A 16,332-nucleotide genomic window follows, 5' to 3' on the forward strand; every position below is an offset into this window, starting at 1 on the left:
ATGGATGTGAAAGATAAGGTAAGCAAATTAAAAGTAAAGAAGATGAAAGAGTTAATTGACTTGTATGAGCAAGTTGAGAATGTAAAACCTAAATCTTCAAGATTAATTGTAGAAAATCATATTGAAAAATTGGAGGAAGAATTAGTTCAAATTTTGGAAGGAGTAGATGAAAGATGATTGAGAATATATTCATGTTCATACTTGGCTTTATTCTAATAAGTATAACATTGCTCATATTCATCAGAATGAAGTGCTATACTAATACGTTTCATGAGATATGCTATATGGAATTAGATAAAGAAAAAATGTTAGAAACAAATGGAAAGTGCAAGGGTCTAGCAGGTGGAGATAGACATTCTAATTATTTAAGTTATGAATGTATTGACTGCCCTTATTTTAATGAAGAAATTTGGAATCGTATGGAGGGAAAATAATGAAAAAGACTTGTAAATGTAAGTTAGATGAACTTCATTGTTGTGAAGCATTTGTTAATGTGGCTATGAATAATGATTTGAATTTAACAACAGAACAAATTGAAAATGTTCCTATATATAACGAAGAAAGAAAAGTTATCGGTAAACTCACAGATGCTGATGAGGATAATATTTATGGAATTGTATATAGCGTTCGTAATTTATATCCTGACAATAGAGAAAATAAAACTATCTCATTTGAAATTTTGAAAGGAGAAGATGAAAAATGATTGAACTACATAAACTAAATAACGGAGATATTACAGTAAGTGTTGATGTTCCTAAATATACTGATGGTATGGAACCAGGAGTTTTAGATATTCAAACATATAAAACTAGAAAAAATCTAGAATTAGAAGCAACAGAACAATGGTTTGCATGTGTAGAGTTGATTGTAGAAGAAAATGGCAAACTTATTCTTATGGTTATTCCTAAACTTCCTATTGAAAATCTTTTGTTTGGTGAAATAGAATATCGAAGATGTCTTATAAGCGAAAGTTATACATATGGATATGATAATGGAAAAATATATTTCGATTCGAATAAAAGTCATATTAAATTGGGTAAAGCTCATATGAATGTTAGAAATTTAAATTGCGACCCTAAAGGTGGCTTTTCAGAATATAAAGAGTGTTATTACATGAAAGCTATTATTCATGAACCAGTCTATGATATGACATTAGATGAGATTGAAAAGAAGCTTGGTAAGAAAATTAGAATTATCAATAACGATAAAGATAAATAAATTAATAACAGAAAGGAGAAGAATAATGAAAAAATTATTTGTAAGCTGTCCTATGAATGGACGAACAAAAGAACAAATTCTTAAATCTATGAAAATAGGTAGAGCGATTGCCGAATCATATTTTAATGAGGAATTGTTAGTTATCAATACTTGGATTGAGGATGAGCTACCTGAATATATTAAAAACGAAAGATTATGGTATTTAGCAAAGTCTTTAGAGTTTTTAGCTGAAGCAGATTATAGCATTACAATTGGTAACTATGGAAGATATATTGATAGATTTAAATCTTGTCATATAGAGGAAGACATTATTTCAGAAATGGATATTCCGCATTACGAGGTTGATTTAAGAGCTATAGCGCCAGATTTATTTAATGATGGTGCTGAAGAGAAGAAGAGAAGATATTTAGGAAGTCTGATAAAGAAAGGAGAAGAATGATGGGTGAATTATATATTAAAACTGAATGTAAACGTTGCAATCATGAATGTGTATGTAATAGAAAGAGTGACTTTGAAACCCTTTGCGAATTAGCAACGAATCTTCATCATCCTAGCGATGAACGAATAAATCTTAAGGATTATTATGAAGCAAAGGTAGAAGTAAGTTGTCCTTATTTTATGGTTAACTATATTACATCAACAAAGCCAGTACATAAGGCATTTAAACCATATCAAGATGAAGCAGTTGAAGAAGTAAAACGTTATGAAGGGAGTTTGAAGAAAGGATGAAAAATTTAGAGAAAATATTGGATTGTACGAATGTGAATCACGACAAAACTCATATTTGTAAATATGCTTATGGATTGAAACACGAACGCGATTGTATAGGTATTAGTTGTATAAAATGTGAATTTAAAAGTGCAATAAATATACTTGAATATTTAAATAAAGAATATAAGAAACCTATTAAAATGAGTAGTTTTGAGTATGATGTGCTTGATAGTTTTTTAAATACACGTACCGATCATGTTTCTGATTACACATTTGGCGACTTTGATTTTTTTAAAATTTTAAAGAATAAAGGATATTATAAAAACGTTGATCCAAATTTAACACTTAGAGAAATTTATGAAAGAGCTGGTGATTAGTGATGATTAAATTTGAAAAGACTGAAGTAGTAGGTTGGGAAGCAGCCATTAGAGGAATGAGGAATCCTATGAATAGTTGGGATAAGAGCGATAGTGGGTATTGTGAGACACATGGACCTGATCATTGTTTAACTTGTCCATATCATTATAATTGTGATGCTAGCGAGGGTTCTATCCAAACTAATTATATTATCGGTCCGAACGATGTAGATCTTATGAAACGATTGAGAAATGCCGGTACAGACCATCGTAAATTCATGAGAATGATTGTCGTGTATGTTGATATTACAGCTCCGCTATATTGGTGGAAAGAGTTCGATACATATAAAGTTGGAACAGTTGCTAATTCATGTAGCACGATGCACAAGATTCACGCTAAAGAGTTTACTATAGATGATTTCTCATGTGAGCATCTCGATGGTGTTTCAAGAGACATGTTTATGCAAAATGATAATAATCAACCATATTTCTTCTGCTCATTTGAAGACATGCTCTATATTCAAATAGAGGCTTTGAATCAGGCTAGAAAGTTATATCTCGAAACCAAAGACAAAAAATACTGGTTGCAGATGATTCAGTTATTACCTAGTTCTTATAATCAAAAGAGAACAGTCATGATGAGTTATGAAGTGTTGGCTAATCAATATGGGTCTCGTAAATTTCATCCATTAGATGAATGGAAAGAACATGATTATCTATCAAAAGAAGATCTTTCATATGAAAACACATTTCAAAAACATGCTGGTTTCTGTGATTGGATTAGAACTCTACCATATTCTGAATTGATTACTGGTAAGGAAGGAGAATAGATATGAAATTGAAAGATTTATTTAACAAGAAACCTAAAAATGATAGAGAAATTGTTAAGGCTTTTTACAATGAGTACAGACGCATACCAAGAGTAGAAGAATTTAAAGCACTTGGAGGTCATATGCGAAGTGTTCAAAATACTTATGGCTCATATCAAAAATTTCTAAAGAGTCTTGGATTGCCATGTATTGTCACTAAAGCTGAGTCATTTGAGCTTATACATATTAGAAGAAATAAAGTTGTCATGGTTGGTACTCGTAAAGACATAAGAGAATATTTAGGAGTAAGTAAAGATGTGGTGAATAGAGCTATACAAAAAAATAAACCAATTTTAGAAACTTATATCGCAGTCAAGAAACCTTTTAAAAAGGTAAGTACGCAAAAATAACACGTTCCTTAATGAAAGGAGTGGAATTTATGAAAAAAGTAATGTGGTTTTTAGGAGGATTTGCATTAGGTTATATAGTAGATTTGCTGTTTTTCAATAAAGAGGAGTCTGAGTAACATTAGGCTCTTCTTTTTATTTTTAAAGAAAGAGAGGAATAAGAAATGAAAACGAGTAGATTAAATTTAACAGTTAAAGAATTAAAATTTTTATTAAAAGATGTACCAGATGATTATCCAGTTATCATACCATGTTGTGATCCAGAAGATGCGGATAACATTTTGGGATTTAGATATGTAAGAAAAGTTGGTATTTTACATGATGAATCAAATTTTGTTGATGACCCTGATGCTTTTTATTTAGGATCAGCCACTTCTATTGATGGAAATAACACTAAATCTATTCAAAAACAATTAGATGAGTCTGGTTATACAACTACGATTAAAGCAAAAGAGACAAGTATCATTATTGTTAAGGAAAGAGAGGAATAGACAATGGGGTTAGTAACGGCAAATGAATTAAGTATTAATGATGAAAGACAATGGACTTTGGTAGATGATTCTCATCCTATATTTAATAGATGGGAACATGAAACAGCATCTGGTGAAAGTTATCAGGAGTGCTTCTTTAAATACGAAGATCCTAATAAACAAAACTTATTATTTAAGGATAATCCTTATCTAAAGAGAATGACCGATTTAGAGATCTATAAGAAAGACGCAGCCGATGAGTTAGAAATGACTCCGGCTGTTTTTGGTAGAAAATTAATTGGAGATCCTAGATACGATCCATTCACAAAAGAAGAACTAAGAAAACTCAATAAACTCTTAATGTTTGAAGATTATGGTGATAAGGATGTTAGAGTCGAAATCAATCCTGAATTATGGGGTGATAATTGATGGAAGCAGAAAAGCTTACGGAGTTTGTGGTGAAAGCTACAGCTGATTGTATGGAGAAATGTTATAAGAAGCAAAGAGATATGAGGGACAATCTTATACTTAAAGAGTTAAAACCATATGGAATTAATGCTCTGAATATTGGTGAGTATGCTTCTATAGGTCGTTTAACGTTAATTAAACATAAAGATAAGGGTTGTAGTAGTACAGTCTATACTCACTTTTATCTAGATAAAGAAGAGATATTTGTAATTAAAGAAACCTACGAAATGACTGTTAAAGATGGTAAGTATGGTGTTAAGTATCGTATTGGTGTAGTATCAAGAAAAGGAGAGGGTGCGAAATGACAAAGAATACTTTTACAGAAGAACAGAAATTAGAAATTATGCGTACATTGGCTGAGATTTCTATATTAGGTCCAAAATTTATAGAAAAACCTTTTATCGAATCAGCAACAGATCAATTGATTGAATTTCGTAAAGAATGTTTGTTAAATCTTATTAATCATCTAGCCGAATGTATGTTTGATGAAAATGAAATGCAAGACTTGATAGCTATTATTGAATCTAGCACTGATCAATCATTGGCTGATTATAAAAATTTTATGGAATCTAAATTACATCAAATAATAAATGGAGGTGATAAATAATGCCTTATTATGATGAGGAATATAAAGAAGTTAGATTTGATATTTATTGTAGTCAATGCGTTAGAGAAAAAGAACCTGAGAGTGATGATAAATGCCATGAATGTTTAAGCAATCCTCTCAACTTATATTCTGAGAAACCAATTAATTTTAAAGAAAAGGAGAAGTAAACTATGTTATTTATATTAGGACTTATTGTATCATTATTTTTAAGTTTTTTAATCGTTACATTATTAATTTATTTAATTTGTATATGTTTTGGTCTAACTTTTTCTTTACCAATAGCCATAGGTGTTTGGCTAGTTATATTACTTATTAAATTAGTTCTAGATTAGAAAGGAGAAGTAATTATGATAATGCTTATCGAATGGTGTGCCGACAACGGATTCGAAGTGGTTTTTACTCCAGGCGTGTCTTCTTATAGTAGATTTGTGAGGGTGGCTTTTTATCACTATGGAGGAAAACCATTATGTGATTTTAAGATTGTTAGACTGCTGGATTTAGATATGTTACGTAAATCTGTAATAGATGAAGTATGTGCATTTGATGAACTAATTAGTAATGTTGATAGTGAATGGAAGAAATATTTGAAAGAGAGCGAAGGAGAAAAATAGGATGGAATTAGTTTTTGCCTTGTTAATTTTATTACTGATGGTAGGTCTTATATATTTTCTTGTATGGCTTGTTTTGTCAATTATAGGATTACTTATATTTGGAGTAGTTGCCCCATGGTATTTAGTATTATTAGCCATGGGTTTTTTATTTATGCTTTTGGAGATGTATGAACAAAAATTAGGAATGTATCATGATGATATTACGAGTAGAAAAAAATGAAAGCGAGGAAAAAAGATATGGAAAGTAAACCAATTTATGAATACATAGGACAACCAGCGTTATTAGAACAACTAGGAGAAGAAGCTTGTGAATTAGGACAGGCTTCTTTAAAAATGGCTAGATATATAAGAAGCGAAAATCCTACGCCTAAAACAGCATTTGATGTGACTAAGGATTTAGTTGAAGAAGTTTCTGATGTTTTAGTTTGTATTGAAGAATTGAAAGCAGCCGGTTTTATAAATGATAAAACTATTAATGCAATGAAAGAAATTAAGCGTACAAGATGGTATGAAAGATTAGGAGGAAATGAAAATGTATAGTACAAATACAAAACCATATAAACCTTATAGTGGGAGAAATTATAAACCCAATCAAAGATATAGTGAGACAGGATATCAAAGAGAATATGAAGGATATAAACCTAAAGATAAAAGATACTCTATTCAAATTAAATTTAGAAGATCTGAAAATAAAATGAAATTTATTTGTACGGATTATATTCATAATGAAAATTCTAGAGATTGGAAGTTTAAAGGAACTGATATTCCGAATAGCTATATTTTATGTGTGAATGGCTGTGAAATTGAATATGTAATGATTGATATTTATAAGGAATGATATATTCTTTATGAGAGTAAAAAGATTACATAAAGAAAAGGGAGAAGAATAGTTATGGAAAAATTTAATTATGATGTCCGTGTTTATTTAAAGGACGACGATAAAGTATATTTATCATGTGATCAGATCAGCTACAATCAAATTGAAAATGTTTATGTATTTGTAGATGGAAAAGATGCTTATAATATATATTTTGAGAGATATCATATTGCAAGAGAAAATGTTGCCAGCATGGTTGTAATAAAAAACAAATCTGAATAAAGAAAGGAGAAATAGAGATGAAATTAAAAGATTTGATTAATAAAGAAATGGGAATAGATATAAAAGCAAGATATAGATTATTGTTGGTTTGTGAAAAAAGAGACTTTGCTAGGAATTGTTGGAATATTAGAGCATCAGTAAAGAATCTTTTATATCGTGGCGTATATGAAGTATATAAAAATGATGATTCTATGGCTATATTTGAAACTTCAGATGGATTAAAAGTAACATTAATTACTTATGATTGTGTTAATGATATGCCTGAAAAAGATGTATTTAGTTTATTCATTAACGAATCGGATTTATATAAGTTATTATCTGGTATAAGTCCGCTTGATTTTGATGATTCATTGAAAAAGATCATTGGAACATCAAGAAAAAGATCTGGAAGTTTAATGGTAAGCGGTGTTTTGGGAGAAGCACATCGAAATATGATAAAGAAAGAAGTAAATAGTTTATTTGGAATAAAAGTAATGGAGGAAGAACGTATGGAAAATGATAGAAATTTAATTGTTTATAAAAGTGAAGAAGAAATGGCTAAAGAATTTATTAATTTTGGGAAGAGATATGGTGATCATGGTTTTTTACCTATGAATTATGCAGCTATTAGTGTGACTACAGTTAATCAAGATCAAAAACCTCGTTTAGATTTAGGCATTAAGAATGTTATATTTAATGATCCTGCTACAATTATCCTATGGAATGATGGAACGAAAACAGTTGTGAAAGCTCAGGGTGATGATGTCTATGATCCAGAGAAAGGTTTAACTATGGCAATTGTTAAGAAGCTATTAGGTAATCAAGGGAATTATTATAATGAATTAAAGAAATGGTTACCTAAAGAAGAGAAAGTAGAGTTTGGAGTTACTTTTGCTGAAGCTCTTCGCCAAACTATAAAAAGATTTAATGAAACAATGGGAAAATCGGCATTATCAGAAGACGAAGAAAAGGTGAATAGAGATGCGTCAAAATTTTAAAACGATTGAGAAGCTATCTGAAGAAGTAGCTTCTTATTTATGTTATTGGCATCTTCATAGAATTCCAACATGTAAGGAGGTTAGAGCAGTAATGGAGAGGTTAGGTTTAGTAAAAACTATTAATAATGCGAGTCCGGTGTTTGCTAGACAGGCTCCTAAAGTTTATCAAGATGTTTATTTATATTTCTTAACTAGATATAACAGAGCTTTTAAAACTTATTTGCATATTTGTGGTAATCATATGCCGATGAAATATATGGAAAAGACTAGGTGAATGATAAATGCCAAAAAGAAAAATGTATGGAGTGTACAATAAAGATGGGGTTCCTATATTTTGTGGAACCTCTCGTGAGTGTGCTGCTTATTTAGGAATTAAGTATGACTCTTTTAGAAAGCAAGTTTGGCGTACTAAAAAGGGTCGTAAGTATGTGAGAGATCACAGTATTTACTATGAGTATAAAGAATAAAAAGTTTGGAATATTTTCAAAGGAGGAATAGTAAGTTATATAATTCAGACAAATTCAATTTGAAAGAATTAGAGACGAGAAAGTTTAGGAAACTAACGAAATAAAAGGAGAAAGATTATGAAAAGAAAACTTATTAATTATATTTGTACTGTAGCCATGATGGTTGCAGGGATATTGAGTTGGGATGTGTCGATGGTTTATGCAATTGATGATTCTAATGCACGAGAGATCAAGTTTGAAGGGGGAAATATTAAACCTGATTTTAATAATTTATATTGGGATATTCACAATCATATCAATGTTACTGAAGAAGAAAAACATGAAGAAATGGTTATTGAGTATAAAGAAAAATTAGCTGAAGAAGCAAGACGTAAGAAGGAACGTGAAGAAAGAGAACGAGCACTTCTTAAATCAATGGGTTTAAAAAGTACAAACTGCATTGAGTTTAAGATTTATAAAGCTTGTGAGAGATATCATGTTCCTTTTTCTATTGTATTGGCTATAGCACGACTTGAAACTGGGTGGTTCACATCAGATGCTTATTTGTATCGTAATAATCCTGGTGGGTTAAGTCGTAATGAAATACCTTTATCTTTTAGCAGTAAAGACGTTGGGGTTGATAGATTTGTGAAGAATTTGAAAGAAAATTATTTTGATGAGGGTTTAGATACACCTTATGAAATTGGTCAGAAATATTGTCCTGTTAATCCTGATTGGGCTAGTATGGTTTCTCGATTAATGGAGTATCCTGTTGATTATAAGTATAACTGATTCGGTTACGAATTGCATGGAATGGAATGACGAGTGATTCCGTAAGGAATTGCATGATTGTAGATATGGATGATATGAAGCTGGTACGGACGTGGGGATGAAAGGAGTGGAAGTATGCCGAGAAAGAAACCAGTAGGAAGACCTAAGAAAGAAGATTATTATAAGAAAAGTGATGTAATTCACATTCGTCTAACACATGATGAAAAATTAGAATTGAATTGGATAGCTCAAATAACCAGACATTCCAGAGCGGAATTAATAAGAATGGGATTGGAATTAGTAAAATTGAGATATCAATTATCAATGAGAAAACAAAATTTCGATGAAATCATGGAAAATGATATAGGAAAACCTGTAAAAAATACTGATGATGGTAAATAATTTTTCACATTTTTTATAAAAAATCATATAAAAAACAACCTAAAATATTTTATGTGATACAAAAAATATCAAATAATTTATGTGTCACGAAAATTATTAACGATTAAAAAAGTTGAAAATTTTCAATAAAAATGGTCAAAAAAGGGCTATTTTTAGCTGTTTTTGGGCTATTTTTGCAAAAAAAAATTTTTTTTAATAAAAACTCTTTTATATATTAATTATTTATAATACGCGATAAATAATATTTGTACCACAATAAATATTTAACATCTAAAAACGATTTAAAAAGGGGTGAAAAAAATTTTTTATGATGTATATATTTTTTAACATTATCACAGTTATATTGTTATGGGTCTGGTATCAGCAAAATGATATCAGATTTTTAATTTGTTCTGCTTTGTTTGCAATAGCTGCTTCAATAGGATCTGTAGCTTTTAATATTTTTAGAGCTAGTAAACAAACTAAGACAAATCTTAATATCAGCGCTAGTGATAATATTGACACACTTATAAATGCTATCAAGAAGACAAATAAATAAAACATAATTTAGGGCACGCGTGAAAAACATGCCCTGTTATGAAGAGAAAAGAGAATTTACGTTCTCTTTCATTTTTTATGAAAGGAGAAACAATGACTTATGGGTAAACTGGAACGAGACTTTCAACGTCAATTTAAAAAAGAACTTCAAAACAGATTTGAAGGATGTATTGTTACGAAGCTTGATTCGAGCTTGATTCAAGGAATTCCTGATCTTTTAGTTTTGTATAAAGATCGTTGGGCAGTTCTTGAAATGAAGAGAAGCGCTAATGCAACTCATAGACCAAATCAAGATTACTATGTTGGTCTTATGAATGATATGTCATTCTCACGATTTGTTTATCCTGAAAACAAGGATGAAGTTTTGGATGACTTGACTCGTTTCTTTCAGCCATAAGTACAAGGAGGTAACGCGATTTGAAATTTATATTTAACAATCATAATAACCTCAAAGGTTTACATGCTTATTTAGGAGCAAGTAAATATCACTGGCTAAATTATGATCCAGATAAGTTGGCTGCGACTTATCGAAATCATATGGCAAAAATGAGAGGAACAAGACTACATGAATTAGCAGCAGAACTCATTACTTTAGGAGTTAAACTTCCTAGATCAAATAAAACTTTAAACATGTATGTGAATGACGCAATTGGATATCGAATGACTCCAGAACAACTTTTATTTTATTCTGAAAACTGTTTTGGAACAGCCGATGCAATTTGTTTTAGAAACAATTTATTGCGTATTCACGATTTGAAAACTGGTGTTGGGCCAACTCATATGGAGCAGCTATTAATTTATGCAGCTCTTTTTTGTTTGGAATACAATATCAAACCAGGTTCTATAGAATTCGAATTAAGAATTTATCAGAATGATGAAATCTTGGTTGCGAATCCAACAGCTGAAGATATTTTACCAATCATGGATAAAATTATTTCTTCAGATAACATTATTAAAAAAATAAGACAAGAGGAGGAGTAGGCTATGGGGTATGTAGACAAGCCATCAATAGAACAAGTGGCTTTCGAATACTTTGGTGAAGTAAATGATGAGTTTTTAGAGCACTATGGTATTAAAAGACGTTCTGGACGATATCCTTGGGGTAGTGGCGAAGATCCATATCAACATAGTGGCGATTTTCTTTCTCGTGTTGAACAGTATAAAAAGCAAGGCCTTAAAGATAACGAAATAGCTAAAGCTATGGGTATGACTTCTACTACTTATAGAGCTATGACTGGTATAGCAAATGATGAGAGACGAAGCTTATTAGTCGATAGAGCAAAGAGTTTAAGAGCTGATGGATTATCATTAAATGAAATAGCCAAAGAGATGGGCTATAAAAATGATTCATCAGTTAGAGCTTTATTAAATGTTGATTCTGAAATAAGAATGAATCAAGCTAAAAACGCAGCCGATCTTATTCGAAAGAGTATCGAAGAAAAAGGAATGATTGACGTCGGTAAAGGTGTTGATATTCAGTTAGGTATCTCTAAAGAGAAATTGGATCAGGCTTTGCTAATGCTTGAAATCGAAGGATATCCTGTTTATGGAGGTCGTGTTGAACAGGCAACGAATCCTGGTAAGAAAACAACTATCAAAGTTATTTGTCCAAAAGGAACGGAGCATAAAGATATATTTAGTTATGATATTCATAGTATTGATGATTATGTATCCTATGATAAAGGTGAAACTTTTAAACCATCATTTGCTTATCCAAAAAGTATGGATTCCAAACGTTTGGCTATTCGTTATGCCGAAGATGGAGGAATTAAGAAAGATGGAATTATTGAAATTCGTAGAGGAGTTCCTGATTTATCTTTAGGCGAATCGCATTATGCTCAGGTTCGTATATTAGTTGATGGTAAAAAGTACATAAAAGGAATGGCCATATATTCTGACGATTTACCAGATGGTGTTGATGTTATGTTTAATACTAACAAAAGAAAAGATGTTCCTAAACTTGAAGTATTAAAAGACATTAAAACCGACGATCCAATGAATCCATTCGGTTCAACAATTAAAGAACATGGTGGACAACATTATTATAAGGATAAGAATGGTAAGGAACAGTTATCACTTATCAACAAGACTAGAGAAGAAGGAGATTGGCTCAAATGGAGCAATACTTTATCTTCTCAGTTTTTATCTAAGCAGCCACTAAAATTAGCTAAGAAACAATTAGATTTAGCTAAAGAAGATAAACAAATGCAGTTTGAAGATATTATGGCTTTGAATAATCCAACTGTAAAGAGAAAACTTCTTCTAGATTTTGCTGATGAATGTGACTCGGCAGCCGTTAAATTAAGAGGAGCGGCTTTACCTAGACAAAAGTATCATGTCATTATTCCTGTTACAACATTAAAAGATAATGAAGTATATGCACCAAACTATAAGAATGGCGAAAAAGTTTGTTTAGTTCGTTATCCTCATGGTGGAACATTTGAAATACCAGAGCTTGTTGTAAATAACAAACATAAAGATGCTAGAAAAATCTTAGGTACCACAACAACTGATGCTATAGGAATTAATAGCCATGTTGCAGAAAGACTTTCTGGAGCTGATTTCGATGGCGATACTGTTATGGTTATACCACAAGGTAAAGGAGTTAAGATAAAAACAACTCCACCTTTGAAAGGTCTTGAAGGATTCGATCCAAAGCTTCAGTATGGAACAAAAAAAGTCGGAAACGATTACTACAATGAACGTGGTGAGAAGATTAAAACCATGTCTAAGAAATTAACCCAAACTGAAATGGGTAAAGTATCTAATTTAATCACTGACATGACATTAAAGAATGCTACTGAAGATGAGTTGGCAAGAGCTGTTCGCCATTCAATGGTAGTCATAGATGCTGAAAAACATAAGTTGGACTATAGATCTAGTGCTAAAGACAATGCTATAGAAGAATTAAAGAAGAAGTATCAAGAAGGTGGCGCTTCTACTATTATCTCTAGAGCTAAAGGTACGACTTCCGTAGATAAACGTCAAGGTTCTCCAACTATAGACCCTGAGACAGGAAAACTTAAATGGAAAACTGCTGATGATTTATACTATGAGACTACTAAAGTTAATAAGAGAACCGGGGAGGTCACTACAACTACAAAGAAAAGACAGCAAAAGATTACAAATATGGATTATGTAGAAGATGCCTATGACCTAGTATCAAAAGCGAATACTCCAATGGAAAGATATTATGCTGAATATGCTAATTCAATGAAGAGACTAGCTAATGAGGCTCGTAAAGCCAGTCTAAATGTAGGAAAAGTTCAACGTTCTTCTTCTGCTGCAAAGACTTATGCTGCTGAAGTGAAATCTTTAGATGAAAAGCTAATGAAGGCGGAGGCTAATAAACCTAGGGAGAGGATGGCACAAATTCAGACCACTCTTGAAGTGAATGCTAAGATTCAGGCTAATCCAGATATGGATAAGAGTGCTATCAAAAAAGCTAAACAACAGGCTCTTAGCAGACATAGAGAGGCCCTTGGAGCTAGGAGAGAGCCAGTAGAAGTAAGTGAAAGAGAATGGGAAGCTATTCAGGCTGGTGCTATAAGTGACAATAAATTAACTAGAATTCTTAAGAATGCTGACATGGATGTGATTAGACAGTATGCAACACCTAAAACGTATACAACAATCACCCCAGCTAAGGCTAATAAGATTAAAGCCCTTAAAGCAAGTGGCTACACAACTGCTGAAATAGCAGAACGTTTAGGAGTTTCTACTTCAACAGTACAAAAGTATATGAATTGAAAGGAGTGAGCAATGAATGTCTAGAACAGTAATGTTAACAACTATTGACAATCCGTTTGATCCTTACACAGACTTTGACAATTGGTTAGCTTATGATACTGAAAAACACTACAATACTTGTGGTCTTTTGGCTAGAATTGCTAACACTTCTGATGCATTGTCTGATGAAGAAAACGTGATTGAAATTGAATCAGCAATTGACGACTTTCTTAGTCTTGACTTAACAAATACATTTAAGAAACTTGTTTATGATTAATGTTTTGTTTATCAACTAAAAAGTCTTTAAATGTTTTTAATAAAAGTTTATTAATGTTTATGTTTTATCATTATCATTCATTAATAAAAATTAATTTATTATTTAAGAGTTTGATTGAATAAATAAAATTATTTTATTATTTAAGAGTTTGATTGAATAAATAAAATTATTTCTTTTGTCATATGTAAACAACTTTATTGATAAATTTTACCTACATTTATCTCTATTATAAACATGGAAATTTATTTATCAGTCATACCCTTGAATATATAGAAAGGCGTGGGGAGGGGTCTCAAACAAGTGCACCCCCTCTCTCATCGCGCGCCTCTTCGATTTTTCTCCGGAGGATATTTTTGGAGAAACAATTCTATATTTTTACGACACTTTAAGCGGCCTACGAGACCTTTTCTGACATTAAAATTGATATTTAGACATTTTTGGTATTGTTCATGGTATATCCCCACAGATTTTGTTCTCAATTCCTCTCATAAGATTCAATCTAATGGACATTTATTAATGTTTGCCGTTTCTTTTGCTACTTAAAATCATTGTTTTTTATATTCTATTTTCTAACTTGTTTTATTTTTTAGATGTAACATTAATTTTGAAAGTTATCTCTGCATTACTCCTTTCATGCAAAGATAAAATATTTACAGCTTGTATGTGATCATCCTATTTATTGATAAAAGTTATTTCCACACATAATTTAAGGTTTCGCAGTCCGCTTAAAGTGTCGTAAAAAGGTATTAATACTACCTTAAAAGTATAGAGAAAGGAGTAGCATGGTGGCTAAAAGCAATAAGCAAAGTTCTCAAAAGGAACCAAAAAGTTTTAGACCTGCTTTAACTCCTGAAGGTCAAGAAAACCGAATGATCTCTTTAGCTATGGATTTAGCTGAAAAACAGTTAAGAGAAGGCACCGCCTCTGCTCAAGTCCAGGTTCACTTTCTGAAATTAGGTACTGAGAAAGCTCGATTAGAAAGAACAAAGCTTGAAAGAGAGATAGAGTTAATGAAGGCTAAACGAGAACAGATAGAATCAGCTCAACGTTCGGAAGAGTTATTCGAAAGAGCTATTGCTGCTATGAAACAGTATAGTGGTAATGGCACCAATGAAGAAATGGAGGATGACGAGTATGTATAGATGCTATTCAGAACTTATGAAAATCCAGACTTTTGAAGAACGTTTTAAGTATTTAAAAGTTAGAGGTTCAGGTGTTGGTAAAGACACCTTTGGTGCTCATAGATATTTGAACCAAGCTTTATATCAATCAAAAGAATGGAGAGATTTTAGAAGAAAGATTATTGTTCGTGATATGGGGTGCGACTTAGGTTGTGAAGGTCATGAAATTTACAAAGGCGCTATTATACATCACATCAACCCATTAACTATTGATGATGTGATTAATAGAAGTCCTAAAATTTTTGATCCTGAGAATGTTATCACTGTAACACACAATACTCATCTGGCTATTCACTATAGTGACGAATCAATTCTTCTAACAGCTCCGAAAGAAAGGAAAAAGAATGATACTTGTCCTTGGCGACAGTAATTGAGAAGGGAGGATAAATATGAGTGATACAACAAATGATAATGTTAACACTAATGAGAGTATATTGCTTTCTATTAAGAAACTGTTAGGAATAACCCCTGAGTATACTATCTTTGATACTGACATTATCATACATATCAACAGTGTATTCACAATTCTTAACCAATTAGGAATAGGACCTGACGAAGGTTATGTAATCACTGGTGCTAATGAAACTTGGGATGATTATGTTCCAAAAGAATCAAGAGTGAGGATTGAGTCTTTGAAAACATTCATCTATATTAAAGTGAAATTAGTATTTGATCCACCTCTAAGCTCTGTCGCTGTACAAAACCTAAAAGATACTGCCGCTGAATACGAATGGCGACTCACTAACTATGAGCGTAAAGATTCAGCTGCTCAAGAATAGGGGTGAAAATCAAAATGGAGAATTCACTATACCATCATGGTGTCAAAGGTATGAAGTGGGGCGTTCGTAGAACCCCAGCTCAGTTAGGACATAAAACAACTTCTAGTAAAAAGAAGAAAACTGGTTTGTTTAGTAAATCGAAACAAGAAACTAAAAAGAAAACTGTAGTCAAATCAACTGAACATACTGAACAAAAACCTAAAAAGAAATCTGTTAAAGAAATGACTGATCAGGAGTTAAACGCTTCTATCAATCGAATGAGATTAGAACAACAGTATGCTCAATTAACACCTAAGAAAGCATCTTTAGGTAAACGCTTTGTCAATAGCGCTATCAATGATGTATTAGTTCCAGGTATAAGAGAAGGAGCTAAAAACATGGTTGCTGATCAAACTAGAAAAAGGGGAAATGATTTCGTCAACGATATGTTTGAAGCTATGACTAATCAGAAAAAGAAAAAGTAAAGGTGATCTAAAT

The 16,332-nt window shown here is 31.6% G+C and carries 32 protein-coding genes; all 32 read left to right on the forward strand.

Features of this window, described 5'->3' with window-relative positions:
• Window positions 1-6 precede the first annotated feature (6 nt).
• The 32 genes from B5E79_RS13420 to B5E79_RS00310 all read left to right on the forward strand — a co-directional run bounded on the left by B5E79_RS13420 (window position 7) and on the right by B5E79_RS00310 (window position 16,319).
• Window positions 7-177 (forward strand): hypothetical protein, encoded by a 171-nt coding sequence (locus B5E79_RS13420; protein WP_158095443.1) that lies wholly within the window; start codon window positions 7-9, stop codon window positions 175-177.
• A 107-nt stretch (window positions 178-284) separates the two neighbouring features.
• Window positions 285-434 carry a hypothetical protein gene (locus tag B5E79_RS13425; RefSeq protein ID WP_158095444.1) on the forward strand — a complete coding sequence of 50 codons (150 nt, stop codon included), beginning with the start codon at window positions 285-287 and terminating at the stop codon, window positions 432-434.
• Window positions 434-703 (forward strand): hypothetical protein, encoded by a 270-nt coding sequence (locus B5E79_RS00165; protein ID WP_087296528.1) that lies wholly within the window; start codon window positions 434-436, stop codon window positions 701-703. The genes B5E79_RS13425 and B5E79_RS00165 overlap by 1 nt, the downstream gene beginning before the upstream one ends.
• Window positions 700-1,218, forward strand: a complete 519-nt coding sequence (locus B5E79_RS00170; protein ID WP_087296529.1) for a hypothetical protein — start codon at window positions 700-702, stop codon at window positions 1,216-1,218. The genes B5E79_RS00165 and B5E79_RS00170 overlap by 4 nt, the downstream gene beginning before the upstream one ends.
• Window positions 1,219-1,243: 25 nt before the next feature.
• On the forward strand, window positions 1,244-1,657 hold the full coding sequence (locus tag B5E79_RS00175; RefSeq protein WP_087296530.1) for a hypothetical protein: 414 nt from the start codon (window positions 1,244-1,246) through the stop codon (window positions 1,655-1,657).
• Complete coding sequence (locus tag B5E79_RS00180) at window positions 1,657-1,947, forward strand: hypothetical protein (protein WP_087296531.1); 291 nt, start codon at window positions 1,657-1,659, stop codon at window positions 1,945-1,947. The genes B5E79_RS00175 and B5E79_RS00180 overlap by 1 nt, the downstream gene beginning before the upstream one ends.
• A complete protein-coding gene (locus B5E79_RS00185) occupies window positions 1,944-2,306 on the forward strand; it encodes a hypothetical protein (RefSeq protein ID WP_087296532.1) in 363 nt (120 codons plus the stop codon). Before B5E79_RS00180 ends, B5E79_RS00185 begins: the two co-directional genes overlap by 4 nt.
• 2 nt (window positions 2,307-2,308) lie before the next feature.
• A complete protein-coding gene (locus B5E79_RS00190) occupies window positions 2,309-3,115 on the forward strand; it encodes a hypothetical protein (protein ID WP_087296533.1) in 807 nt (268 codons plus the stop codon).
• A gap of 2 nt (window positions 3,116-3,117) precedes the next feature.
• Window positions 3,118-3,504, forward strand: a complete 387-nt coding sequence (locus B5E79_RS00195; protein WP_087296534.1) for a hypothetical protein — start codon at window positions 3,118-3,120, stop codon at window positions 3,502-3,504.
• Between the two features lie 161 nt (window positions 3,505-3,665).
• The gene (locus B5E79_RS00200) at window positions 3,666-3,992 is read left to right on the forward strand and encodes a hypothetical protein (RefSeq protein WP_087296535.1); all 327 of its coding nucleotides are present in this window, start codon (window positions 3,666-3,668) and stop codon (window positions 3,990-3,992) included.
• A 3-nt stretch (window positions 3,993-3,995) separates the two neighbouring features.
• Window positions 3,996-4,400 carry a hypothetical protein gene (locus B5E79_RS00205; protein WP_087296536.1) on the forward strand — a complete coding sequence of 135 codons (405 nt, stop codon included), beginning with the start codon at window positions 3,996-3,998 and terminating at the stop codon, window positions 4,398-4,400.
• Window positions 4,400-4,744, forward strand: coding sequence for a hypothetical protein (locus B5E79_RS00210; RefSeq protein ID WP_087296537.1), 345 nt, complete (start codon window positions 4,400-4,402; stop codon window positions 4,742-4,744). The genes B5E79_RS00205 and B5E79_RS00210 overlap by 1 nt, the downstream gene beginning before the upstream one ends.
• Window positions 4,741-5,046: a hypothetical protein gene (locus B5E79_RS00215; protein ID WP_087296538.1), complete on the forward strand. Its 306-nt coding sequence runs from the start codon at window positions 4,741-4,743 to the stop codon at window positions 5,044-5,046. The genes B5E79_RS00210 and B5E79_RS00215 overlap by 4 nt, the downstream gene beginning before the upstream one ends.
• Window positions 5,046-5,213 carry a hypothetical protein gene (locus B5E79_RS13430; protein WP_158095445.1) on the forward strand — a complete coding sequence of 56 codons (168 nt, stop codon included), beginning with the start codon at window positions 5,046-5,048 and terminating at the stop codon, window positions 5,211-5,213. Before B5E79_RS00215 ends, B5E79_RS13430 begins: the two co-directional genes overlap by 1 nt.
• Before the next feature lie 180 nt (window positions 5,214-5,393).
• Window positions 5,394-5,657, forward strand: coding sequence for a hypothetical protein (locus tag B5E79_RS00220; protein WP_087296539.1), 264 nt, complete (start codon window positions 5,394-5,396; stop codon window positions 5,655-5,657).
• Between the two features lies 1 nt (window position 5,658).
• On the forward strand, window positions 5,659-5,877 hold the full coding sequence (locus tag B5E79_RS00225; protein ID WP_087296540.1) for a hypothetical protein: 219 nt from the start codon (window positions 5,659-5,661) through the stop codon (window positions 5,875-5,877).
• A gap of 17 nt (window positions 5,878-5,894) precedes the next feature.
• Entirely contained in the window at window positions 5,895-6,197 is a 303-nt protein-coding gene (locus B5E79_RS00230) for a nucleoside triphosphate pyrophosphohydrolase family protein (RefSeq protein WP_158095446.1), read from the forward strand.
• Window positions 6,190-6,495 (forward strand): hypothetical protein, encoded by a 306-nt coding sequence (locus B5E79_RS00235; RefSeq protein WP_087296542.1) that lies wholly within the window; start codon window positions 6,190-6,192, stop codon window positions 6,493-6,495. Before B5E79_RS00230 ends, B5E79_RS00235 begins: the two co-directional genes overlap by 8 nt.
• Before the next feature lie 54 nt (window positions 6,496-6,549).
• Window positions 6,550-6,756 (forward strand): hypothetical protein, encoded by a 207-nt coding sequence (locus B5E79_RS00240; RefSeq protein WP_087296543.1) that lies wholly within the window; start codon window positions 6,550-6,552, stop codon window positions 6,754-6,756.
• 17 nt (window positions 6,757-6,773) lie between these two features.
• On the forward strand, window positions 6,774-7,733 hold the full coding sequence (locus B5E79_RS00245) for a hypothetical protein (protein ID WP_087296544.1): 960 nt from the start codon (window positions 6,774-6,776) through the stop codon (window positions 7,731-7,733).
• Window positions 7,717-8,007, forward strand: a complete 291-nt coding sequence (locus B5E79_RS00250) for a hypothetical protein (protein ID WP_087296545.1) — start codon at window positions 7,717-7,719, stop codon at window positions 8,005-8,007. Before B5E79_RS00245 ends, B5E79_RS00250 begins: the two co-directional genes overlap by 17 nt.
• A gap of 7 nt (window positions 8,008-8,014) precedes the next feature.
• Window positions 8,015-8,200 carry a hypothetical protein gene (locus B5E79_RS00255; RefSeq protein ID WP_087296546.1) on the forward strand — a complete coding sequence of 62 codons (186 nt, stop codon included), beginning with the start codon at window positions 8,015-8,017 and terminating at the stop codon, window positions 8,198-8,200.
• A 117-nt stretch (window positions 8,201-8,317) separates the two neighbouring features.
• A complete protein-coding gene (locus B5E79_RS00260; protein ID WP_087296547.1) occupies window positions 8,318-8,971 on the forward strand; it encodes a glucosaminidase domain-containing protein in 654 nt (217 codons plus the stop codon).
• Between the two features lie 114 nt (window positions 8,972-9,085).
• Window positions 9,086-9,352 (forward strand): hypothetical protein, encoded by a 267-nt coding sequence (locus tag B5E79_RS00265; protein WP_087296548.1) that lies wholly within the window; start codon window positions 9,086-9,088, stop codon window positions 9,350-9,352.
• A 637-nt stretch (window positions 9,353-9,989) separates the two neighbouring features.
• Complete coding sequence (locus tag B5E79_RS00275) at window positions 9,990-10,286, forward strand: hypothetical protein (RefSeq protein WP_087296550.1); 297 nt, start codon at window positions 9,990-9,992, stop codon at window positions 10,284-10,286.
• A gap of 20 nt (window positions 10,287-10,306) precedes the next feature.
• A complete protein-coding gene (locus B5E79_RS00280) occupies window positions 10,307-10,870 on the forward strand; it encodes a PD-(D/E)XK nuclease family protein (RefSeq protein ID WP_206393055.1) in 564 nt (187 codons plus the stop codon).
• 3 nt (window positions 10,871-10,873) lie between these two features.
• Entirely contained in the window at window positions 10,874-13,639 is a 2,766-nt protein-coding gene (locus tag B5E79_RS00285) for a helix-turn-helix domain-containing protein (RefSeq protein WP_087296551.1), read from the forward strand.
• 16 nt (window positions 13,640-13,655) lie between these two features.
• Entirely contained in the window at window positions 13,656-13,895 is a 240-nt protein-coding gene (locus tag B5E79_RS00290) for a hypothetical protein (protein WP_087296552.1), read from the forward strand.
• Window positions 13,896-14,680: 785 nt separating this feature from the next.
• A complete protein-coding gene (locus B5E79_RS00295) occupies window positions 14,681-15,037 on the forward strand; it encodes a hypothetical protein (RefSeq protein ID WP_206393057.1) in 357 nt (118 codons plus the stop codon).
• Window positions 15,030-15,446, forward strand: coding sequence for an HNH endonuclease signature motif containing protein (locus tag B5E79_RS00300; RefSeq protein ID WP_087296554.1), 417 nt, complete (start codon window positions 15,030-15,032; stop codon window positions 15,444-15,446). Before B5E79_RS00295 ends, B5E79_RS00300 begins: the two co-directional genes overlap by 8 nt.
• A gap of 19 nt (window positions 15,447-15,465) precedes the next feature.
• A complete protein-coding gene (locus B5E79_RS00305) occupies window positions 15,466-15,855 on the forward strand; it encodes a phage head-tail connector protein (RefSeq protein WP_087296555.1) in 390 nt (129 codons plus the stop codon).
• Window positions 15,856-15,869: 14 nt separating this feature from the next.
• Window positions 15,870-16,319 carry a DUF7211 domain-containing protein gene (locus B5E79_RS00310; RefSeq protein ID WP_087296556.1) on the forward strand — a complete coding sequence of 150 codons (450 nt, stop codon included), beginning with the start codon at window positions 15,870-15,872 and terminating at the stop codon, window positions 16,317-16,319.
• Window positions 16,320-16,332: the final 13 nt, after the last annotated feature.

The organism is Massilimicrobiota sp. An134, from assembly GCF_002160815.1.
GTDB classification, from domain to species: Bacteria; Bacillota_I; Bacilli_A; order Erysipelotrichales; family Coprobacillaceae; genus Allocoprobacillus; species Allocoprobacillus merdigallinarum.